Consider the following 23,003-nt stretch of genomic DNA (forward strand, 5'->3'; position numbering starts at 1 on the left):
TGGTCATCCGGCGACAAGTATTGTGCGCGAAGCACTATGTAGAATGTTAGTCTGCGCGACCCATGTAGCGACGTTCTGGAATATGAATACGGATTTTTTCACCTGCGCTCAGATATTCTGGAACGGGAATAACCAGACCGGTACTCATCGTCGCAGGTTTGTTGCGTGAGCTGGCGGACGCACCTTTAATGCCCGGTGCCGTCTCAACAATTTCCAGATCGACCGTTTGTGGCAGTTCCAGCGCGATGATTTGGCCGTCCCAGCTCAATACCTGAATGCCTGGCATGCCGCCTTCAGGGATAAACAGCAGCTCGTCTTCTATTTGATCCTTCTTGAAGAGGTACGGGGTGTAGTCTTCATCATCCATAAAGACGTATTCGTCGCCGTCAATATAAGAGAAGGTGACCGTACGACGCGTCAGCGTAATGGTATCGATAATGTCGTCGCCTTTAAAACGCTCTTCCACTTTCAAACCCGTACGGACATCAGAAAAGCGCATTTTGTACAGTGTGCTGGCACCGCGGGCGCTGGGGCTCTGGACGTCGATGTCCTTTACCAGCAATAACTTGTCGTTATAGTTAACGACCATTCCGCGTTTGATCTCGTTCGCTCTTGCCATAAAAATTTACCTGCTATAAGGAGTGTGATTTTTGTGGCGACACGTTACTCGCGCCGGAGAATTCAGGCAAGTGATAAGATAAAAGGGCTGATATTGGTTTTTGGTGACGGGGCTGCTATCGTGGCGCTCTCTATCTTTTGTCAGCCCACCGGAGAGCCTGCTGATGGACTGTCGCCCCCATTGCGGTGCCTGCTGCATCGCAGCATCGATTTCAACGCCTATGCCGGGTCTGCCGCACGGCAAGCCTGCAAACACGCCCTGTATTCATCTTGATGATGCGATGCGCTGCGGGTTGTTTCATTCCCCACAGCGGCCTGCGGTTTGCGCGGGGCTGAAGCCGCGCGCGGATATGTGTTTCAGCCATCGTGATGAGGCGATGATTTATCTGCTCAAACTGGAAGCCGACACCGCCCCTTAACGCGCGGCGATCAGGCGTCTTTGATGCGCCACATACAATAGATGGAACCGGCGATCATCAGCAACGCGAAGAAGAAGACGGCGTGATAGTTCCAGATTTCAGCAACAATCCCAGCCAGTGAACCGGAGATGATCCAGCCAACGCGTGTGGTATTGGTAAACAGTGTTGTCGCGGCACCCGCCTGTCCGGGCATCAAATCCTGAAAATAAAGCATGCCGATTCCGGCCAGAATGCCAATAAAGATCGCGTTCAATGCCTGTAACGCCAGCAGCGCTATTTCGCCATCAAGAACCAGTAAGCCGCCGAAGAACAGCAAACCAGAGGCAACGGCAAGCCGCATCAGGAAACGTTTACCGAAGCGTTTGGCAACGTAACCGGCAATCAGCATCACCGGAATTTCCAACCCTGCGGCCACACCCATCATGATACCTGCCAGCTTTTCCGGCAGATGCAGTTCATGCACCAGATACAACGGCATATTAATGAGGTAAATGCCGTTGCAGGTCCACATTAAGGTACACGCCACGAACAGCAAGAGCGTATCCCGGCGGTTGCGGCGCGGTGACTCCAGCGTGGAAGTGGTCTTTTCCACGGTTTTCGGCATGGAAGGCAGAAAGAGTTTGACCAGAATGCCGCATAGGATAAAGACGATGGCGGCGGTGAGATACATCGCCGTGAAGCCGAATCCCAGTGCCAGCGCAAAGGCGATAGGTGGGCCGACAACCCAGGCGAGAGAAATTTGCGCGCGGAGGATGGAGCTGAACATCGCCGCTTCACGACCGGTTTTATCCGCGTGCTCCCGCGCCAGCGCAAAGAGCTGTGGGTTGGCGGTTGAGCCAAAGCTGCTCAGCAACACGCCGATAAAGAGCAGAATAAAGTAGTTACGGTTCCATGCAAACAGCATGCAGGCCAATGCGCCCAGCAGGCAGCAGACGAAGATCAGTGATTTGCGATCGCCCTGACGGTCTGAGCGCGTGGCCAGCATTTGGCTGACGACAATACCGATAACCGCGCTGCCGGTATAAAACATCCCGACCAGGAAAGGACGAGCCTGTACTTCGCTGGAAAGAAAGAGGCTGAGCGTAGGCAGTTGCAGAGCACCGGCCGTTCCGGTCAGAAAGGCGATAACTAAAAATGCTGACGATGTCAGGTCAGGCGGACGTCGCGTTGTGTTTGCAGGAGTGAACATAAATTGATAGCGCTTGGAGAATAGGCAGAGGCTGTCGAGCGCGACATAGTACTCGGGTTTATAATGAAACAGAAATCTTGTTTCATTATTTTTCGTCAGCATGGTTTCAGCTATTGGATGGTTTTTGTTGGCAGGCAGCGCGTCATCCACGTTAAAATGTGCGTGATGTCAAAATTCTGTTACGTCAGCAGCGTAGAAAGCTTGCATAAATGATGGAATAGAATGAGACTTTTGAAACGTTTCAGCGGAATTTTTTTTGAAACGTCCTAACAATCGACACATTTTTTTTCTCATAAAAGCTGAAACGATTCAACTTTCAGCAAGAGAGGAGAGCCATGTTCCAGTTGTCACAGCAAGATATTCATTTGGGCGCAGCGGCCAGCAATAAGCAGGAAGCTATCCAGCTTGTTGCTTCAGCACTGACCGAGGCCGGGTGCGTTAACGCAGGGTATGTCGACGGCATGCTACAGCGCGAACAGCAAACATCCACCTATTTGGGAAGCGGCATTGCTATCCCTCACGGCACAACCGATACCCGCGATCTGGTATTGAAGACCGGGGTTCAAGTATTTCAGTTTCCTCAGGGTATCGCTTGGGGTGAAGATCAAACCGCCTACGTGGTGCTGGGTATTGCAGCCCGCTCTGATGAACATCTGGCGTTGCTGCGCCAATTGACCCACGTCCTGAGCGACGATCGCGTCGCGGCACGTCTGGCAAGCACCACATCAGCAGAAGAGCTGCGTAGCCTGCTGATGGGCGAGCAACAACTGGCGGAGTTCCGCTTTGATACCTCGCTGATTGCACTGGATGTGGCGACCGACAATTTGTTGACGCTTCAGGCGCTGAACGCGGGTCGTCTTCAGCAGGTCGGCGCAGCCGACGCCAGCTTCGTCAGCACCGCAGTCAGCAACAAGCCGCTGAATCTGGGACAGGGTGTGTGGTTCAGCGATAGTGCTGTTGGTAACCTCAGCAGCGCGGCGGCAGTGGCACGTCCAGTTACGCCTTTCAGCGTTGACGGTGAAAATGTGGCCTTGCTGGTGACGGTGGCCGCCGCCGACGATCAGGCTTTTGCGCCGATCGATTACCTGAGCAACCTGCTGATTGCGCAAAAAGCAGAACGTCTGCTGACGGCTGATGCCCCGACGCTGCTTGCACTCTTGACCAGCGACGTACCGGAAGAAAGCGAAGTGCTGACGGCAGAATTTACCATTCGCAACGAACACGGCCTGCACGCGCGTCCGGGAACGATGCTGGTGAACGTGATCAAGCAGTTCAGCAGTGACATTACCGTCACCAATCTGGATGGCACGGGTAAACCGGCAAATGGCCGCAGCTTGATGAAAGTGGTCGCACTGGGCGTGAAAAAAGGTCACAAACTGCGTTTCACCGCCAGCGGTAGCGATGCGGAACAAGCACTGGCCGCGATTGGCGACGCGATTACGTCCGGTTTGGGCGAGGGGGCAGCATGAGCAGGAGAGTAGCCACAATCACCCTGAATCCAGCTTATGACCTGGTTGGCTATTGCCCGGAAGTTGAAAAAGGCGAAGTTAATCTGGTTCAAACAGCGGGTCTGCACGCCGCAGGCAAAGGGATCAACGTTGCCAAGGTGCTGAAAGATCTCGGGATTGATGTCACGGTAGGTGGCTTTCTGGGGAGAGACAACCAGGATGGTTTTCAGCAATTGTTCAGCGAGCTGGGCATTGCCAACCGTTTCCAGGTTGTGCCAGGACGTACGCGTATTAATGTCAAATTAACCGAAAAAGATGGCGATGTAACCGACTTCAACTTTTCCGGTTTTGAAGTGACACAGCAGGACTGGCAGCGTTTCGTGAATGATTCGCTGAGCTGGCTGGGGCAGTTCGACATGGTCGCGGTGAGCGGCAGCCTGCCTGCTGGCGTCGATCCTGATGCGTTTACTGACTGGATGTCTCGTCTGCGTACGCAGTGTCCTTGCATTATTTTCGACAGCAGCCGTGAAGCGCTGGTGGCGGGACTGAAAGCCTCTCCTTGGTTGGTGAAACCGAACCGCCGGGAACTGGAGATATGGGCTGGGCGTAAATTACCTACGCTGGCTGATGTGGTGGATGCCGCCCACGCGCTGCGTGAGCAGGGTATCGCGCATGTTGTGATCTCACTGGGTGCAGAAGGTGCCTTGTGGGTGAATGCATCGGGCGCGTGGCGGGCTTTGCCACCTGCTTGTGATGTGGTAAGTACGGTAGGGGCGGGCGACTCCATGGTTGGGGGGTTGATTTATGGCCTATTAATGCGTGAGTCCAGTGAGCACACTCTGCGTTTGGCGACAGCGGTTTCAGCGCTGGCCGTCAGCCAAAGTAATGTTGGTATTACCGATCGTCCTCAGTTGGCCGCAATGATGGCGCGTGTCGACCTCAAACCCTTTAACTGATACAGCAGGAGATAAAAATGAAAACGCTGCTGATTTTGGATAAATCACTGGGCCTGGCGAGAAGCCAACTGGTGAAGAACCTACTCGGCGCTGCCGCTGCGAAAGCAGGGGTGACGTTTACAGAACAAGCTCACGACGCTGAACTGGCGATCGTTCTGGGTGCGTCCGCCGCGGCGGATAGCGCACTGAATGGCAAGCAGGTTTATGTCGGTGATATCGAACAGGCTGTTTCGCAGCCGGAAGCCTTTTTAGCGAAAGCGCAGGCTGAAGCCACGGTCTATCAGGTCGCAGCGTCAGCTCCCGTTCAGCAGCAGACCGCCGCTGCCAAGCGTATTGTTGCAATAACGGCGTGCCCGACGGGTGTCGCGCACACGTTTATGGCAGCAGAAGCGATTGAAAGCGAAGCCAAAAAACGCGGCTGGTGGGTTAAAGTGGAAACGCGCGGCTCTGTTGGCGCGGGCAACGCGATTACCCCAGAGGAAGTTGAGCAGGCCGATCTGGTGATCGTTGCTGCGGATATTGAAGTCGATCTGGCGAAGTTTGCTGGCAAGAAGATGTATCGCACCTCGACCGGGCTGGCACTGAAGAAGACCGCGCAGGAGTTAGATAAAGCGCAGTCTGAAGCGAAAGTGTATCAGCCGTCCGGGCAAGCCAGCGCGTCAAGCGTGAGCGAGTCTGCACAGAAAGGTGGAGCAGGCCCGTATCGCCACCTGTTGACCGGCGTCTCTTACATGCTGCCGATGGTGGTGGCGGGCGGTCTGTGTATCGCGCTGTCGTTTGTCTTTGGTATTGAAGCCTTTAAACAGGAAGGTACGCTGGCCGCGGCGCTGATGAAGATCGGCGGTGGTTCTGCTTTTGCTCTGATGGTACCCGTGCTGGCGGGCTATATCGCGTTCTCCATTGCGGATCGTCCGGGCTTAACGCCGGGTCTGGTTGGCGGGATGTTGGCGGTGAGCACGGGCGCAGGCTTCCTCGGGGGCATTATTGCCGGTTTCCTGGCGGGTTATATTGCCAGAGCGATCAACAATAAACTGATTCTGCCGCAAAGTTTGACGGCGCTAAAACCGATCCTGATTATTCCGCTGTTCGCTACGTTGATCACTGGTCTTATCATGATTTACGTCGTCGGTACGCCGGTGGCGAAAATCCTGATTGGCCTGACTAGCTGGCTGCAATCCATGGGTACGGCGAATGCGGTGATCCTGGGTGCGATTCTGGGTGCGATGATGTGTACGGATATGGGCGGCCCGGTTAACAAGGTGGCTTACGTCTTCGGTACGACCTTGCTCAGTAGCCAGATTTACGCGCCGATGGCTGCCGTCATGGCCGCCGGTATGGTGCCACCGTTGGCAATGGGGCTGGCGACCGTGCTGGCAAGCAAGAAATTCAACCCCACCGAGCGTGAAGGCGGCAAAGCGGCATTTGTTCTGGGCCTGTGCTTTATTTCCGAAGGTGCGATTCCTTACGCAGCGCGTGATCCAATGCGCGTTCTGCCTTGCTGCATCATCGGTGGCGCGCTGACTGGCGCACTGTCTATGGCGGTGGGCGCTAAGCTGATGGCACCACACGGCGGTCTGTTCGTGCTGTTAATTCCTGGCGCGATTACCCCGGTTATCGGCTACCTGTTAGCGATCATTGCGGGTACTGTCGTCGCTGGCGTGCTGTACGCACTGCTGAAACGCTCTGATGAACAACTGGCGAAAGTCGCGTAAGTCTGACTTTTACGATGCAGGAAACGGCGTCGTGAATAAAAAGTAATGCCATAACACAAGGATGTGGATGATATAGCGCCAGTTGGGTAAACCAACTGGCGCTTTTTACTATTATGGAGTCAAGCAGCTAACTAGCGCTGGGCTTCGGATTTGAGCCAGGCGATTTCATCAGCCCAGATATCGGGGTTGATCGTTTCCAAAATCATCGGGATACCGTCAAAACGGGTATCTTTCATAATATAGCGGAAAGCGGTTTTGCCGATATTGCCTTCCCCCAGACTATGGTGCCGGTCAACACGGCTGGCGAACGCGCTTTTGGCATCATTCAAATGCATTCCGCGCAGATAGCGAAACCCAACAATGCGATCGAATTCAGTGAAAGTGGCTTCGCAATCGGCTTCTGTCCGCAGGTCATAGCCACCGGCAAACGCGTGGCAGGTATCGATACAGACGCCGACGCGGCTTTTATCTTCTACGCCGTCGATGATGGCTGCCAGATGCTCAAAGCGGAATCCCAAATTACTGCCTTGCCCGGCGGTATTCTCAATTACGGCGGTGACGCCATCCGTTTCCGCCAGCGCGATGTTAATCGACTCAGCGATACGTGCCAGACAGTCTGCTTCCTTTATCTGTTTCAGGTGGCTACCGGGATGAAAATTCAGCAGGCTCAGCCCAAGCTGCTGGCAGCGAGACATTTCATCAATAAACGCGATACGTGACTTATCCAGCGCCTCGGCGTCCGGGTGACCCAGATTAATCAGATAGCTATCGTGGGGCAGAATCTGTGCTGGCGTGTAGGCGTACTGCTCACAGGCGGCTTTAAAACGGTCGATGACCTCTGTGCTGAGCGGTGCGGCCTGCCATTGGCGCTGATTCTTGGTAAACAAGGCGAAAGCTGTCGCCTTTATCTCATGTGCGCGAATCACGGCCTGATCGACTCCGCCAGATGCGCTAACGTGCGCCCCGATGTATTTCATATTGGTCTCCTCTGATAACGAGGACATTATGCAGGTTAATGAGGCGTTAACTGGTAAATAATTTATCGTTAGCCGAATAAATGCGCGAAGAACAGATTGATGCCTGCACCGCCAACGATTAGCCAGAGAAACAGAACAAGTGCCAGCAGCAGCGGCTTTGCGCCTGCCTGATGGATTGCACTGAAGCGGGTTGTGAGCCCTAGTGCCACCATCGCCATGGTCAACAGCACATTATCAAGTTGTACTAGCTGTGTGACGAGTGCAGGAGGCAGTAGCTGGAAAGAATTGAAGGCGGCTACGGCAATAAACCCCAAAGCAAACCACGGGAACATCAGTGGAATAGCCGCTTCCGCGTCATTTTTTTGCGCCGTTTTTTTCAGGTAAAACCCAAGAATGAGAAGGAAAGGCGCCAGCATCATCACGCGCAGCATTTTGCTGATGACGGCGATGTTTTCCGTTGCCCCATCGACGGCATGTCCGGCGGCAACAACCTGAGCGACTTCGTGTATCGTTGAGCCAAAGTACAGGCCGACGATCTGTGGTGTGACCTCAATCCAATGATGATCGAGATTGAGCTGATAAAGCCACGGGTACAAAAACATCGCTGTCGTACCAAAAATCACTACGGTGGAAACCGCGACGGCAATCGCATTACTGGACGCTTTGACAACGGGAGCTGTCGCCATGATCGCCGCCGCGCCGCAAATGCTGCTGCCAGCACCGATGAGAATCACGGTTTCATTGTCGAGTTTCAGCCAGCGCTTGCCCATCCAGCAGGCGAGTAGAAAGGTCAATGTAACCACGGTAAGATCGACGGCGACACCGGTAAAGCCAACGGCAGCAACCTGCTGAAAGCTGAGGCGAAAACCATAAAGTATGATACCCCAGCGGAGTAAATGCTGTTTGGCCCACTGCACGCCCGGGTCACACAGAGGGTGAAGACGCGGATAAACGCTATTTCCCAGCACGATCCCAATGAGGATCGCCAATGTCAGTGAGCCAGGTCCCCAATGGGCGATTTTCGGAATATTTGCCAGCCAGAGGAGCGAAAAAGTTATTAAACTGACTAACAGCAGACCGGGCAATCGCGCTTTTGCTCCATCGGGTGGGGCTATCACAGGTAATGTCGCAGGAAGAGCCATGAGTTTGGTGCCTATTCTGACCGTACCGAAAATTGAGAAGCCAGCTTATAATCCACGAGATTAAAAGAGAAATTGATTATATATTTATAACCTATAAGTATTTTAGATAAAGAGCGCACTATGCATATCACGTTACGTCAACTGGAAGTCTTTGCCGAAGTCCTGAAAAGTGGTTCAACGACACAGGCCTCCGTTGTGCTTGCCCTGTCTCAATCGGCTGTCAGCGCTGCTCTGGCGGATTTAGAAGGGCAGTTGGGTGTTCAACTTTTCGATCGCGTTGGCAAGCGTCTGGTAGTTAATGAACATGGCCGCCTGCTGTATCCCAAGGCATTGGCACTGCTTGAACAGTCGATGGAAATTGAGCAACTTTTCCGGCGTGATAATGGCGCGCTGCGTGTGTATGCCAGCAGCACTATCGGCAACTATTTATTGCCTGCGATGATTGCTCGCTATCGTCATGACTACCCCGATATTCCGCTGGAACTGCATGTTGGTAATACGAAAGATGTGATTACTCGCGTGTCTGAGTTCAGTGTCGATTTGGGCTTGATCGAAGGGCCTTGCCATCACCCTGATTTGATTACTCAACCCTGGCTGGAAGATGAGTTAGTGGTGTTTTGTTCTCCCGAACATCCGCTCAGCCGGGGCTCTGTATCATTAACGGCGCTGGCGGATGCGCACTGGATCCTGCGTGAACGCGGCTCAGGCACGCGCGAAGTGCTGGATCATCTGCTGCTGACGCATCTTTCGCATTTCCATCTGGTGATGGAACTAGGTAATTCAGAGGCGATTAAACATGCGGTTCGCCACGGGATTGGCATCAGCTGCCTGTCACGGCATGTCATTGCCGAGCAGTTGGCGTCAGGGTCGCTGGTGGAGTTGAAGGTGCCGCTGCCTAAACTCACGCGGACGCTGTATCTGGTTCATCACCGGCAGAAACATCTTTCAAATGTGCTACAGCGTTTCCTGAGTTATTGCTGCGAAACACCATAGCGCAAATATTTTCTGCTGCTAATAATCGGACGCGAGTTATTAACCTCTCTTATAACTCGACGATCTTAACTATTCAGCACAACGCGATTTGCTACAATCCCGCCTCGATTTTTAGCACGAGCATGCAGGATAACAATGGCTCAGCACGATATTCAACAAACAACACAGGGCGCACCGACCCTGCGCCGTGAACTGAAAGCACGGCATTTAACGATGATCGCCATTGGCGGATCGATTGGCACCGGGTTATTTGTCGCTTCGGGTGCGACGGTTTCACAAGCAGGCCCAGGTGGCGCACTTCTGTCTTATGCCCTGATTGGGCTGATGGTTTACTTCCTGATGACCAGTCTGGGTGAGCTGGCGGCGTTCATGCCGGTTTCCGGTTCATTTTCCAGCTACGGTTCTCGCTATGTAGAAGAGGGGTTCGGTTTTGCGCTGGGCTGGAACTACTGGTACAACTGGGCGGTGACTATCGCGGTCGATCTGGTGGCGGCGCAACTGGTAATGGGATATTGGTTCCCCGACGTCTCCGGTTGGGTCTGGAGCGCACTGTTCCTGGCGTTGATGTTCCTGCTTAACTACATTTCCGTGAAAGGATTTGGCGAAGCGGAATACTGGTTCTCGCTGATTAAAGTGGTCACGGTCGTCATTTTCATTGCCGTTGGCGTGATGATGATTACGGGCATCATGAGCGGGGCGGAAAATGCTGGATTCCACAATTGGGAAATCGGCGATGCGCCGTTTGCTGGCGGCTTCTCTGCCATGATCGGTGTGGCGATGATCGTCGGCTTCTCTTTTCAGGGAACGGAACTGATCGGCGTGGCGGCTGGGGAATCTCAGGAGCCAAGCAAAAACATTCCGCGCGCCATTCGTCAGGTTTTCTGGCGCATTCTGCTGTTCTACATCTTCGCGATTATGATTATCAGCTTAATCATTCCGTATACCGATCCGAATTTGCTGCGTAATGATGTAAAAGACATTACGGTGAGCCCGTTCACGCTGGTGTTTGAAAACGCTGGCCTGCTGTCAGCGGCAGCAGTGATGAATGCGGTCATTCTGACGGCGGTGCTGTCGGCGGGTAACTCCGGGATGTACGCCTCTACGCGTATGCTGTTTACGCTGGCATCGGAAGGGAAAGCGCCGCGTATTTTCGCTAAACTGTCAAAAGGCGGCGTGCCGCGTAATGCGCTGTACGCAACCACCGTGGTGGCGGCGCTGTGTTTCCTGTCTTCTTTATATGGCAACCAAACGGTTTACCTGTGGCTGCTGAATACGTCCGGTATGACAGGCTTTATTGCCTGGCTGGGGATCGCAATCAGCCATTACCGGTTCCGTCGTGGCTATGTTATGCAAGGCCATGATCTCAACCGTCTACCTTATCAATCGAGTTTTTTCCCGCTGGGACCCATCTTTGCGTTTGTGCTCTGCCTGATTATTACACTGGGTCAGAACTATCAGGCGTTTCTGGAAGATAAAATCGACTGGTATGGCGTGACGGCGACCTACATCGGTATTCCGCTGTTTCTGCTGATCTGGTTCGGCTATAAGCTGTTTCGTGGCACGCGCTTTATTAAGTATCAGGATATGACGTACCCCGATCATAAAGACTAAACCGTAAGAACGCGGTTAACAGGCGACTCCCTGACGGGCGTCGCCTTTTTTATTGGTTTTTTCTGTTCTGCTGTTACGCCCATATCTTTCCTCGCGAGTGTATGTTGATTTAAATCAAATTTATTCACCTTGATTCGTTAAGGTAATTCTTCATTAACGATATTTAATGATTGGTGGTGATGATTAACTTATTGTTTATTAGTTATTTTATATCAATCATTCTTTATTTTTATTGCGCATGTAAATGATTTTAATTTTCATTTACAATTATTGCTCAATCATTACAATGTGTTCGACAAAAAAACTCAATGTAAATGTTTCATTTTTGAGGACACAGATACATGGCAATAAATATAAGAAAATCGGTGGCATTGGCGCTTGCTACAACGGTATCTACACCAGTTATCGCCGCACAAGATGATACGCTGGTTGTAACGGCTTCTGGCTATGAACAAAAAATCACCGAAGCGGCAGCAAGTATTTCGGTTGTCAGTCAGGATGAGCTGACTAAGCGTAAATATAACGATCTTGGTGAAGCGCTCAGCGACGTGGAAGGCGTGGATGTACGGAGTTCAACGGGTAAAACGGGCGGTCTGGACATCAGTATTCGCGGCATGCCGAGCGACTATACGCTGATTCTGGTGGATGGTATTCGCCAGAACGGTTCATCAGATGTTACGCCGAATGGGTTTGGTACGATGAATACCAGCTTCATTCCCCCGCTGGCGGCGATAGAACGCATTGAAGTTATCCGTGGGCCGATGTCAACGCTGTATGGTTCCGATGCGATGGGCGGCGTGGTGAATATTATCACTAAGAAAGCGTCGAAAGAGTGGGTCGGAAATATCACGCTGGATCATACCTTCCAGGAAGACAGAGACTATGGTGACGCTTCCAAGTTCTCGATTTATTCCAGCGGTGCGCTGATTGAAGACAAGCTAGGGCTTGCCCTGCGCGGCAACATTTTACGCCGCGATGCATCAGCGGTGAGTTCATCCTCGACAGGACAAGAACTGAGTATGCGTGGCCCGAACCCGGTTAAGTCTGACAATTACCTTTTGGGTGGCAAGTTATCCTGGCTGCTGGATAGCCGTAATACCCTGTGGCTGGATGGGGAAATCGGCAACCAGAAATATGATAACAAGCAAGGTCAGCTAGGGACGCTCGGCGCATCTGGCGGTTACGAGGATACGCTGCGTTATGAGCGTCGCAAAGTGACGTTGGGAAGTGACAATCAGCTCGATTTTGGCACCTGGAATTCCAGCTTGTCCTTCAATCAAACGGAAACGAAAGGCCGACTTATTCCCGGTGCTGCTATTGCTGATGCGACGGTAAGAGCTAATCATGCGGGTGATAAGCGGTTGTTGAAAAACACCAATCTGATTCTGGACACTAAGGTGGTTTCTCCAATTGGCGACAGCCATCTACTCAGCGTCGGCGGTCAGTATTGGAATTCGGTCATGAAGGACGGCGTGGTTCAGGTCAATAGCGGAGAGAAATTTGAGCAGAACTCCTGGTCATTGTTCGCTGAGGACGAATGGCGGTTGCTTGACTCTCTGGCGCTGACGACAGGCGCACGTTACGAACATCATGAAGCTTTCGGTGGCCATGTGAGCCCGCGTGCTTATTTGGTGTGGAATGCTCTGGATGAATTAACGATTAAAGGGGGCATAAGTACGGGTTATAAAACGCCAAAACTTTCCCAACTGCACAACGGTATTAGTGGTGTTTCCCGTCAGGGGCAGAGTAACACGATTGGTAACCCTAGCCTGAAACCGGAAAAAAGCGTCAATACAGAGTTGGGCGCATACTACGAGCATTTCAGCGGTTTTTCAGCCAATGCGACGCTATTCCATAACCATTTTAGTAATAAAATCGATAGCTATGATATAGATAGCAATACCATCGGTTTCCGCAATATCGGTAAAGCGGACACGCAAGGTCTGGAGCTGGGTTCGACGATCCCGTTATGGTCGGATAACTGGACGCTGAATGTGAATTACACCTTTACTGACAGCGAGCAAAAAGGCGGAGAAAATCCCGGTGCTCGCTTGACCAATACGCCTAAGCACATGGCCAATGCGCGTTTAAACTGGAATGTGAACGAGCAGTTGAGCACCTGGCTTAAAGCGGAGTATCGCGGTAAAACGGCACGTTTCACCGAAAATTACGATCAGCTAAGCGCGGCAAACAAGGTTGTTCATGACAATCTCGGCTCGGATTTCAAATCATTCACCGTCGTGAATCTCGGTGGCTCGTATAAGATTTCCAAGGATGTCACATTGAACGGATCGGTTAATAACCTGTTGGACAAAGATTTCACCAAAACCTATGTCTTCCCGGTCGGAACGGGTACGACAACCGCGGGTGATTACTTTACATCAAGTCAGGTAACCACAGGCTCCGTCCTGCCTGGTCGCAATTACTGGGTATCGGTAAACGTCAATTTCTGATGACATCGTTCCCCTGAATGGGCAAGCCTGTTCCGGGGGATAATGACTTTCACTCCGCTTTCTTCCCCCTCAAAAGCCATTGCACCACTTCTGCGGTTTTTCTCGCGCATTTATTCCTGTTGATTAACGGCCGGGCTTTGCTATCACCCTTATTATTTCCTTCCTTTTCCCGCATCCTGAGAACAATGAGTGAATATCATTAGCACTTATTTTTTTGTGATATTTCTGAATATCGACGCGAACAATGTCAATGAATGAAATTCATTATATTAGGTATTGTTAATTGCTTTAATGCTGACTACGCTTCACGTTACGGAGTGATGGATTTCCGATGAGGCAGGAAGTGTAACGTTATTCATACGTTCGTTGTCTTGTGTCGTACAGAGAATTTAATTCATTATTTTTGTATGAGAATACCTGTCGTGATTGCCGACTGTAGAGCCCTTGATATCTGCAATCGGAAATCAGTGTATGAATAGCAACCAGGGCATGATGATGTTAAAAATTACCTTTTTGGATAAAGGCTCACTGCCTGAAACCATTTTCCTGAAGAAGACGAGTTTTAGGCGTCCACAATGCCGCCATGAATGGATTGAATATAACTATACCTCGCCCGATCACGTTATCGCCCGAGCAAAAGACACCCACGTTATCATCACGAATAAAGCCCTATTAACGCGAGACACCTTGGCCGCGTTGCCTGAGTTGAAGCTGATTGCCGTAACGGCAACAGGTACTGACAATATCGATCTTGTTGCCGCCAAAGAACTGGGTATCACGGTCAAAAATGTGCCGGGCTACTCGACGCAAGCCGTATCTGAGCATGTGATTGCTATGATTTTCGCGCTAAAGCACAGCCTGATGGCGTGGTATCGCGATCAACTGGGGGACCGCTGGGTCAGTCAGTCGCAATTTGCCTATTTTGATCATCCGGTCAAGGATATCGCTGGCGCTACGCTGGGTATCATCGGGGCGGGTACGATTGGGCGGGAAGTCGCGCGTCTGGCACAGGCGCTGGGGATGAAGGTGATTTTTGCCGAGCACCGGGGCGTCTCACAGTGTCGTGCCGGATATCTGCCGTTTGAGGAGGTTCTGCGGCAGGCTAATGTGATTTCACTTAACTGCCCACTCAATGCGAGCACGAAGCATCTGATTAATGCGGAGACGCTCGCTTTGTGCAAGCCCACCGCGTTTATTATTAACACCGCCAGAGGTGGGTTGATTGATGAGGATGCGCTGGCAGCGGCATTGCAGCAGCGTGTCATTGCGGGGGCAGCATTAGACTGCCTGACGCAAGAACCGCCAGCAAAAGACAACCCATTAATGGTTGCGGCGAAAACCCTGCCTAATCTTCTGATTACTCCGCATATCTCGTGGACTTCTGCCTCATCATTGCAATTGTTGATGGAAAAGACGATTGAAAATATTGATGAGTATGCTCAGCAGAATGGATACAAATAAGGTGTAATTTGATTTCGCCGGGTAGGAAGGAATATTGCCCGGCAGAGGAATTATGATATTCATCAATTTTAATTGATTATCAAAATTGAACGTTTCAACGGGGTGAATATTTCATAGTCGATTATCTATGTCGTTCTCGCTATATCCACAGGGAATAAAAACAGCGCGCGTCAGACCTAAAGTGAAAGCGTTATTAGTTGTGATTATTCCGAATCACCTCGTGGTTGTGTGAGAGAATATTTATTTCTTAATAATAACGGAAGTAAATAATAGAGTGAGTGTATTGATATTTTTCGGCGGTAAGACTCGATTAATGAGAAAACGGATGGATGGATGGTATTGTCATCCGCCCCAGATCGTCTGAACGGGGCGGAGACGAGACGTTACTGAAAGCTATCGCTATTAGCGTTTCTGGATATACGTCATTGCCAATGCGAGTGCCAGAACCAGACCTTTGATTATATCCATCGCGTAATAAGGCACGGAGAGCATCACCAATCCATTCTGCAAGACGCCAAGAATAACGGCACCGAGTAGCGTACCCAGCGCGTTGGGCTTGCCGGATCCCGCCAGCGAGAAACCGATGTAGGCGGCGGCAACGGCATCCATCAAATAGCCGCCTCCAGCATTGACCTGCGAAGAACCGATGCGCGATGCCAGCAAGATACCGCCTAGTGCCGCGAGCAGTGAAGAAAAGATATAAGCCTGCACCCGATAACGTGCGGTGCGAATGCCCGCCAGCCGCGCGGCTTCTGGATTACCGCCAATCGCATACATCCGGCGACCGTGTTTGGTGAGGGACAGATACAGCTGTACCAGTACCGTTACCGCCAGCATGATGACAACAATGACCGGCACCTGACCTAATGTGGCAAAGAATTCAGGAATGACGCCTTCTGCCATTTCACCGCTGGGCAGCACCATGTTCTGCGTGATGGAACCGCCATAGCTGTAAGTCATCGCCACGCCCTGAATGACGAACAGACTGGCGAGCGTCGCCAGCATATCGGGAATCTTGAGCACGACGATGAGGAAGGCGTTGAATAGCCCGACCAGCGTACACAGCAGCAGCGTCAGGACAATTGCCCCGGTAGTGCCGAATCCATGCCAGACGAAAAGCGAGATAACCAGCGCATTAGCCAGCGAGGCTGTCGATCCTACGGAAAGGTCGAATCCGCCCACGGACAACGAAATAGAAACACCAATGGCAATCACCGTAACGATGGCGATAGAACGCAGAATATTGATGATGTTGTACGGGTCGAGAAAGTTGTCCGACGCTAACCCGAAGAGCGCAATCAGGGCCACAACCGTGATCAGCATGCCCCATTTATAGAGAAACTCGAAAACGTGGTGACGGAAGGGGATCGCCCCGTTAGATGACAGTGGGTGACTCACGCGGGAGTTCCTCCAGTTGAATATAAAAGTAGGGTTTCTTCATCAATCTCAGCGGCATTCAGCTCTGCGACAATACGTCCATCCCATAGCACGCAGATGCGATCGCAGAGTCCGACCAGTTCGGAGAACTCGCCTGACGCATAAATAATACCTTTGCCTTGACGGGCGAGGTCGTCAATCAGCGTGAACAAATCCTGTTTGGCCTTGATATCGACGCCTTTGGTGGGTTCATCAAAAATCAGCACTTGTGCTTCACTGCGCAGCCACTTGCCGATAGCCACTTTCTGTTGATTCCCGCCCGATAGACGTGCCAGTTTTTGCGCCGGGCCGGTGGTACGAACGGCTAGTTGCTTAACGATCTGTTTTGCCCAGCTCACGGCCTTGCCGCGGCTAAATAGGCTCCAGCGTGAAAAGCTGTCGGTGGCGGTGATACTGAGATTCATGGTGACAGATTCAGCAATAAAAATGCCTTCTTTGCGACGCTCTTCAGGAACCAGCGCCAGACCCTGTTCGACGGACTGGTGCGGGGAATGCGGTCGCCAGGGTTTACCACGATATTCACCCTGTGCGATCTGGCAGGGTTCCGCGCCGAACAGCGCTTTACACAGCTCGGTTTTCCCCGCGCCAGCCAGCCCGGCAATCCCTAAAATTTCCCCTTTGCGCAGCGTGAGAGAAATATTGTGCAGCAGCGTTTCATCGTGCAAACCCGTGACCTGAAGTAGCGTTTCTGCGGACGGTGTCGTTCGGCGCGGTGGGAAGATATCGTCGAGTCGATGCCCCAGCATTCTCTCGACAATTTCTTCGCCGCTGAGCCCCTGCATCGGACCGCTGCTGACAAACTCGCCGTCACGCAGGACCGTCAACGTATCGCAGATTTCGCTCAGCTCATGAATACGGTGGGAAATAAACACGATTCCGATGCCATCAGCCTGTAAGCGGCGTACCACCTGAAAGAGACGTGCGCTTTCGGCCTGATCTAACGGGGCGGTGGGTTCATCTAAAATTAGGAAGCGACATTCGTGAGATAAGGCACGGGCGAGCAGAATTTGCTGTTTCTCCGCGAGCGAGCAGGTATCCAGCCGTTGACGGACATTGAGGTGGACGCCAAGCTGGTCAAGCAGCGCCTGCGCCTGACGGTAGATCTGCGGCCAACTCAACAGATGACCGTCCTGCGCCAGCGTATCTAGCATAATGTTTTCCGCCACGGACAACGTGGGAACCAGCGCGACATCGACTTCCTGCTGCACCAGATGAATACCGTATCGCTTGGCATCACGTGGTGAATGGACGTCGACCTGCTTACCATTGATCAGAATGTCGCCCTGATAATGATCGTAAGCGCCTGATAAGATCGTCATGAGCGTGGATTTACCCGCGCCGTTTGCGCCAGTCAGCGCATGAATCGACCCACCTTCCAGTGTGAAATTAACCTGCTTGAGGGCGTGGAAACCAGAAAAGGAGATGGAAATGTTGTGCATTTCCAGTCGGCTTTGGGAGGTTGGGATCATGGTCGGTAACGCTCTTGGCGGTCAGGGTCATGAAATAACGGAAAAGAAAGGTAGCACATATCCCAGAGAATTTAATATAGCTTCAAGTGTTTGAGAGTCATTAGCTATGAACGAAAAGGCATAAATTAAATAAAAAAGTTCTTAAGCTGGCGCAGACAAGTGAATAAGATGGGATTATCAACAGGGTAGCGCAGCAGATTCGTCTATCAGACAAACATAGTATAAGAGCCGTGTTCAAGAGAGGGCGCGGCGAGGAATATTCAACATGCACACAACCACAGTCCGCGTACAGGTTGGCCCCGCCAACTATTTTTCTTTCCCCGGCGCTATCGATAAGCTGCTGGAGTTTTATCCGCCGGACGTACTGAAAAACGCGCTGTGGATCTACGGGGAGCGGGCGATTGCTGCGGCTCGGCCGTATTTACCCGCCGAATTCGATGCGCCTTCAGCTCGCCGCGTTCAGTTTGGTGCACATTGTAGCGAAGGGGAAGTCGCAAAACTGGTGGCGCAAGCGGGCGATGAATGTCGGGTTGTTATTGGCGTCGGCGGCGGAGCGGTGTTGGATACCGCGAAGGTCGCCGCGCGTCATATTGGCGTGCCGCTGGTGGCGATTCCAACTATCGCAGCGACCTGTGCGGCCTGGACGCCGCTGTCTGTATGGTATAACGATGCCGGGCAGGCGCTGCGCTTCGAGATTTTCACTGATGCTAACCATCTGGTGTTGGTGGAACCGCGGATTATGCTGGCTGCACCTGTGGAATACTTGTTGGCTGGCGTCGGCGATACGCTGGCGAAGTGGTATGAAGCCGTCGTTCTCAGTCCTCAGCCTGAAACGCTGCCTCTGTCTGTTCGGCTGGGCTTACAGGCCGCGCTGGATATCCGCAATGTATTACTGCAACAAAGTGCCGCAGCGCTGGATGCCGTCGAGCGTGGTGAATTGACACAGGATTTTCTTGATGTGGTGGATGCGATCATTGCCGGTGGCGGCATGGTTGGCGGGTTGGGGGAGCGTTATACCCGCGTGGCGGCAGCGCATGCGGTTCATAACGGTTTAACGGTGTTGCCGCAAACCGAACGCTTCCTACACGGCACTAAAGTGGCCTATGGCATTCTGGTACAAAGCGCGTTACTGGGGGATAGCGACACGTTGCTTCAATTGCAGGAGGCGTTTAAAGCATTTGGTTTGCCGACCTCGCTGGCCGCACTGGATGTGGATATTCACGATCGCGCTGCGCTTCAAGCCGTTATTGCTCGCACCTTGCAGACGGGGGAATCCATTCATTATCTGCCGTTGACGCTCAATGAAGACGTCTTGCTGGCAGCGTTTAACACCGTTGAGTTTGCTGGGAAGTAAGCGGGTAGAAAGAAAAGGGCGAAGAGTATTCTCCGCCCCAAATACAATCCTCTATCTTTAAAAACTACTGCGTTTTCTCGTAGGGGAATGAATTTTTGATGTAGTTGGCGTAGTAGCGATACTTCGTTTTGCTTGCCATCAGCTCTTCATAAATCATGCGTGCTACGCCACTATAGAGGTAGATGCTTCCGTTCAGTAGTTCGACTTCCAACTGGTTTTTTTCTGCATCGTACCCAACTGAAAATAACTCCGTTGATGAAACTCGTTTTCTCTGCAAAATTAATCACTCCCAACGTATCAATACCGCATCCTGACGATATACCACTTTTCGAGCTTTCTAGCCATATCGTGTTATATACCCGGCATACTTCAAGTTGCATGTGCGTTGGCTGCATTCAAATCTGCTCCTGGCAGATTTGTCACCCGAATCACTTACCTGAGTAAGCTCATCGGGATGAAATGAGAAACATCCTGTCTCTCACCAAAGGCCAGCCATTGGCTGGTCAAATTCGTTCCCGACGAATTTGTCCTTCTCTTGCCGCGTTACGATGCTGATTACTGAGCATCGCCCTAGAGGGCTAACGCTTCGCGTTGTTCAAAACGTTAACGTTTTGTCCTGAAGCTTGAATTATTTAGTGTATAGCTCGAAATATATCGGGGTTAAACAGCAGCATATCTTTATTAGATCATCAATAATCAGTAAACGCTCACAGAATTCTTGCTCTGTCGCCCACCGACCCGCTTTGTTTATTGTCGATGAGGCGATATTCCAAGCGCACTATTAATCCTGGGCAATAGCTCGTTGAAAAGCTGGTTGGCTTTCTATCCGCTCAATGTATTGCTGGATGTGCGGGTAGCGATTGAAATCCAGACGCGTTTTCGCCAACACCAGCGGGACGGCCATTTGGATATCGGCACCGCTGAGCGACTCTCCCGCAAACCAATTTTGTTTCGTTAAATGCTGTTCGATGAATTGAAGTTGCGTTGTCAGCCGCGGCACAATAAAAGCCTGCTCGATACTTTGCACAATTTTGCGGGCGATAGGGCGGATGAAAAACGGCATTGGCGCGGACTCTGTCTTCGCCAGGACTAAACGCATCACCAGCAGCGGCATAAGGGAGCCTTCGGCAAAATGCAGCCAGAAGCGATAATCCAGTAATGCTTGTCCGCTCTGTGGACGGAGCCTGCCGTTGCCATAAGTTTCAATCAGGTATTCCACAATGGCACCGGATTCGGCAATCGTCAGTTCGCCATCGGTAATCACTGGTGATTTCCCTAACGGGTGGATTTGTTTGAGTGATGCCGGAGCGCTAAACGTTTTTGGGTCACGCGCGTAGCGAATGATTTCATAGTCAACCCCCAGCTCTTCCAGCAGCCAGGTCACGCGGGTTGAACGGGATTTTTCGAGGTGATGAACGTGTATCATCAAGATTTCCTTTTTGTTTGTCTTGGTTCCGTTATTCAGCACGGCGCGGATGTGTGATTGTTTTACTGAGATTTGCTGCAATAGGGAAGTGAAAATAGCACTCGGGAGATGTCCCCGAGTGCGTTATCAGTTAGATGAGCATAGCCCATTATTCGTATCGCGATTGTGCACATACCCGTCATACTTCAAGTTGCATGTGCGTTGGCTGCGTTCAGTCACCCGAATCACTTACCTGAGTAAGCTCATCGGGATTTCTTCTCTTGCCGCCTTCCTGAAACTCGAATTATTTGGGGTATACAACTACTTATGCGTACAAATAGTGGGCGTGGAAGCGTAGGTGATCTTCGATGAAGCTGGCGATGAAGAAATAGCTGTGATCATAGCCAGACTGTGTCCGCAGCGTCAGTGGCCAGTCGTACTGGCTCGCCAGCGCTTCCAGTTTCGCCGGTTGCAACTGATCGGGGAGGAACTGATCGCAATCGCCCTGATCGACCAGTATGGGCAGCTTCTTCTGGCTATTTGCCAGCAAATGGCAACTGTCATACTGCAACCACTGTGTTTCATCCTCACCGAGGTAGGCCGTAAGCGCCTTGCGCCCCCAGGGAACCTGACTTGGATTAACGATCGGTGCGAATGCCGACGCCGACAGGAATTGATCCGGGTTGCGTAGCGCCAGCATCAGCGCACCGTGCCCGCCCATCGAATGCCCACTAATGGACTGACGGCTATTCACGTTAAAATGTTGCTGGATCAGCGCGGGTAATTCGCTGCTGATATAGTCATACATGCGGTAGTGTGCCGCCCAGGGAGCCTGCGTAGCATTCACATAGAATCCCGCGCCCTGACCCAGATCGTACCCTGCGTCGTCCGCTACGCCATCGCCGCGTGGGCTGGTGTCCGGCATGACCAGTACCAGACCCAGCTCAGAGGCAACGCGCTGTGCACCGGCTTTCGTCGTAAAATTTTCGTCATTGCAGGTTAACCCAGACAGCCAGTAAAGCACGGGTGGCGGCGTGTCATCCTGTGTTGGTGGCAGATAAATGCTGAATGTCATGGTGGTATTCAGCGTTTCTGACACATGGCGGTAGCGCTGTTGCCAGCCACCAAACATACGGTGTTCTTCCAGCAGTTCCAGTGATGAATTCATCGCTGTACAGCCTCCTTTATTCTGTTCCTGACGGCGGTACAATTAACCGAAATGAATCACTGAGCGAATCGATTTGCCTTCATGCATTAAATCGAATGCCGTGTTGATCTCGTCCAGCCCCATGGTGTGGGTGATGAAGTCATTCAGCGGAAACTCGCCTTTCAGGTAACGATCGACAATGCCGGGCAGCTCGCTACGGCCTTTCACGCCGCCGAAAGCAGAACCGCGCCATACGCGACCGGTCACCAGTTGGAACGGACGGGTTGCGATTTCTTCGCCCGCGCCTGCCACACCGATGATGATGGATTCACCCCAGCCTTTATGACAGCACTCTAGCGCAGAACGCATGACATTGACGTTACCGATACATTCGAAGGAGAAGTCCACGCCGCCATCGGTCAATTCAACGATGACGTCCTGAATCGGCTTATCGTAATCTTTCGGGTTGATCAGATCGGTAGCACCCAATTTACGTGCCAGATCGAATTTGCTGGTGTTGAGATCGACACCGATGATGCGTCTGGCTCCTGCCATTTGCGCCCCGATAATCGCCGACAAACCAATGCCGCCGAGACCGAAAACTGCAACCGTATCGCCCGCTTTCACTTTTGCGGTATTCAGCACGGCACCCATACCCGTGGTGACGCCACAGCCCAGCAGGCAGACTTCTTCCAGCGGCGCTTCTTTATTCACTTTCGCCAGCGAAATTTCAGGCACCACGGTGTGTTCTGCGAAGGTGGATGTGCCCATGTAATGGAAAATCGGCTGGCCGTTTTTGGAGAAGCGAGTGGTGCCGTCTGGCATCAAGCCTTTGCCCTGCGTGGAGCGGATAGCCTGACACAGGTTGGTTTTGCCGGAGCGACAGAATTTACATTCGCCACATTCTGGGGTGTAAAGCGGAATAACGTGATCGCCGACGGCAACGCTGGTTACACCTTCCCCGATCGCTTCAACGATTCCGCCGCCTTCATGACCCAGAATCGCTGGGAATACGCCTTCAGGATCTTTGCCGGACAGCGTGTAGGCATCCGTGTGGCATACGCCAGTTGCGACGATGCGAACTAACACTTCACCTTTCTGTGGTGGCATCAAATCCACTTCTTCAACCGACAGTGGCTGGTTGGGACCCCAGGCGATGGCGGCGCGGGTTTTAATCATTTGCATGGTGGAGACTCCTAATGGCATTCCGTT

Annotated in this window: 19 protein-coding genes; 9 read left to right on the forward strand and 10 right to left on the reverse strand. The window is 52.0% G+C overall.

The window, feature by feature from the left end:
- Nucleotides 1-46: 46 nt before the first annotated feature.
- Complete coding sequence (gene yeiP, locus KKH3_RS07555) at nt 47-619, reverse strand: elongation factor P-like protein YeiP (RefSeq protein WP_039357670.1); 573 nt, start codon at nt 617-619, stop codon at nt 47-49.
- A 163-nt stretch (nt 620-782) separates the two neighbouring features.
- Between yeiP and KKH3_RS07560 the strand changes: the two genes are divergently transcribed.
- Nucleotides 783-1,037, forward strand: a complete 255-nt coding sequence (locus tag KKH3_RS07560; protein ID WP_039357673.1) for a YkgJ family cysteine cluster protein — start codon at nt 783-785, stop codon at nt 1,035-1,037.
- A gap of 10 nt (nt 1,038-1,047) precedes the next feature.
- On the opposite strand, the gene setB is transcribed toward KKH3_RS07560, so the two are convergent.
- Complete coding sequence (gene setB / locus KKH3_RS07565) at nt 1,048-2,226, reverse strand: sugar efflux transporter SetB (RefSeq protein ID WP_039362257.1); 1,179 nt, start codon at nt 2,224-2,226, stop codon at nt 1,048-1,050.
- Between the two features lie 335 nt (nt 2,227-2,561).
- On the opposite strand from setB, the gene fruB reads away from it, so the two are divergent.
- Genes fruB through fruA form a run of 3 tightly spaced genes read left to right on the forward strand, consistent with a single transcriptional unit; the run spans nt 2,562 to nt 6,342 of the window.
- Nucleotides 2,562-3,695, forward strand: coding sequence for a fused PTS fructose transporter subunit IIA/HPr protein (fruB, locus tag KKH3_RS07570; RefSeq protein WP_039357676.1), 1,134 nt, complete (start codon nt 2,562-2,564; stop codon nt 3,693-3,695).
- On the forward strand, nt 3,692-4,630 hold the full coding sequence (fruK, locus tag KKH3_RS07575; protein WP_039357678.1) for a 1-phosphofructokinase: 939 nt from the start codon (nt 3,692-3,694) through the stop codon (nt 4,628-4,630). Before fruB ends, fruK begins: the two co-directional genes overlap by 4 nt.
- Before the next feature lie 17 nt (nt 4,631-4,647).
- The gene (gene fruA, locus KKH3_RS07580; protein ID WP_039357681.1) at nt 4,648-6,342 is read left to right on the forward strand and encodes a PTS fructose transporter subunit IIBC; all 1,695 of its coding nucleotides are present in this window, start codon (nt 4,648-4,650) and stop codon (nt 6,340-6,342) included.
- Nucleotides 6,343-6,473: 131 nt separating this feature from the next.
- On the opposite strand, the gene nfo is transcribed toward fruA, so the two are convergent.
- Entirely contained in the window at nt 6,474-7,319 is an 846-nt protein-coding gene (nfo, locus tag KKH3_RS07585; protein WP_039357684.1) for a deoxyribonuclease IV, read from the reverse strand.
- Between the two features lie 68 nt (nt 7,320-7,387).
- The gene (locus tag KKH3_RS07590) at nt 7,388-8,461 is read right to left on the reverse strand and encodes a YeiH family protein (RefSeq protein ID WP_052201316.1); all 1,074 of its coding nucleotides are present in this window, start codon (nt 8,459-8,461) and stop codon (nt 7,388-7,390) included.
- A gap of 120 nt (nt 8,462-8,581) precedes the next feature.
- On the opposite strand from KKH3_RS07590, the gene yieE reads away from it, so the two are divergent.
- The 4 genes from yieE to KKH3_RS07610 all read left to right on the forward strand — a co-directional run bounded on the left by yieE (nt 8,582) and on the right by KKH3_RS07610 (nt 14,979).
- Nucleotides 8,582-9,454 (forward strand): DNA-binding transcriptional regulator YeiE, encoded by an 873-nt coding sequence (gene yieE / locus KKH3_RS07595; RefSeq protein WP_010294758.1) that lies wholly within the window; start codon nt 8,582-8,584, stop codon nt 9,452-9,454.
- 135 nt (nt 9,455-9,589) lie between these two features.
- Entirely contained in the window at nt 9,590-11,065 is a 1,476-nt protein-coding gene (locus KKH3_RS07600) for an amino acid permease (RefSeq protein ID WP_039357687.1), read from the forward strand.
- 341 nt (nt 11,066-11,406) lie between these two features.
- Complete coding sequence (locus KKH3_RS07605) at nt 11,407-13,518, forward strand: TonB-dependent receptor (RefSeq protein ID WP_039357689.1); 2,112 nt, start codon at nt 11,407-11,409, stop codon at nt 13,516-13,518.
- Nucleotides 13,519-13,989: 471 nt separating this feature from the next.
- A complete protein-coding gene (locus KKH3_RS07610; protein WP_080756523.1) occupies nt 13,990-14,979 on the forward strand; it encodes a 2-hydroxyacid dehydrogenase in 990 nt (329 codons plus the stop codon).
- Nucleotides 14,980-15,381: 402 nt separating this feature from the next.
- Here KKH3_RS07610 and KKH3_RS07615 read toward each other — a convergent pair whose 3' ends face one another.
- Together KKH3_RS07615 and KKH3_RS07620 are read right to left on the reverse strand one after the other, a co-directional pair.
- Nucleotides 15,382-16,302, reverse strand: a complete 921-nt coding sequence (locus tag KKH3_RS07615; RefSeq protein WP_234991515.1) for an ABC transporter permease — start codon at nt 16,300-16,302, stop codon at nt 15,382-15,384.
- Between the two features lie 71 nt (nt 16,303-16,373).
- Nucleotides 16,374-17,885: a sugar ABC transporter ATP-binding protein gene (locus KKH3_RS07620; protein ID WP_039357694.1), complete on the reverse strand. Its 1,512-nt coding sequence runs from the start codon at nt 17,883-17,885 to the stop codon at nt 16,374-16,376.
- Between the two features lie 265 nt (nt 17,886-18,150).
- Between KKH3_RS07620 and KKH3_RS07625 the strand changes: the two genes are divergently transcribed.
- The gene (locus KKH3_RS07625; protein WP_039357697.1) at nt 18,151-19,239 is read left to right on the forward strand and encodes an oxidoreductase; all 1,089 of its coding nucleotides are present in this window, start codon (nt 18,151-18,153) and stop codon (nt 19,237-19,239) included.
- A 64-nt stretch (nt 19,240-19,303) separates the two neighbouring features.
- Here the strand turns inward: KKH3_RS07625 and KKH3_RS07630 are convergent, their stop codons facing one another.
- The 4 genes from KKH3_RS07630 to KKH3_RS07645 form a co-directional block, all read right to left on the reverse strand.
- Nucleotides 19,304-19,516 carry a KTSC domain-containing protein gene (locus KKH3_RS07630; RefSeq protein ID WP_039357700.1) on the reverse strand — a complete coding sequence of 71 codons (213 nt, stop codon included), beginning with the start codon at nt 19,514-19,516 and terminating at the stop codon, nt 19,304-19,306.
- 504 nt (nt 19,517-20,020) lie between these two features.
- Nucleotides 20,021-20,665 carry a glutathione S-transferase gene (locus KKH3_RS07635; RefSeq protein WP_039357702.1) on the reverse strand — a complete coding sequence of 215 codons (645 nt, stop codon included), beginning with the start codon at nt 20,663-20,665 and terminating at the stop codon, nt 20,021-20,023.
- Nucleotides 20,666-20,969: 304 nt separating this feature from the next.
- The gene (gene fghA / locus KKH3_RS07640; protein WP_039357705.1) at nt 20,970-21,812 is read right to left on the reverse strand and encodes an S-formylglutathione hydrolase; all 843 of its coding nucleotides are present in this window, start codon (nt 21,810-21,812) and stop codon (nt 20,970-20,972) included.
- Nucleotides 21,813-21,854: 42 nt separating this feature from the next.
- Nucleotides 21,855-22,976, reverse strand: a complete 1,122-nt coding sequence (locus tag KKH3_RS07645) for an S-(hydroxymethyl)glutathione dehydrogenase/class III alcohol dehydrogenase (protein WP_039357708.1) — start codon at nt 22,974-22,976, stop codon at nt 21,855-21,857.
- Between the last annotated feature and the right edge of the window lie 27 nt (nt 22,977-23,003).

Origin of the sequence: Pectobacterium actinidiae, assembly GCF_000803315.1 — a bacterium.
GTDB classification, from domain to species: domain Bacteria; phylum Pseudomonadota; class Gammaproteobacteria; order Enterobacterales; family Enterobacteriaceae; genus Pectobacterium; species Pectobacterium actinidiae.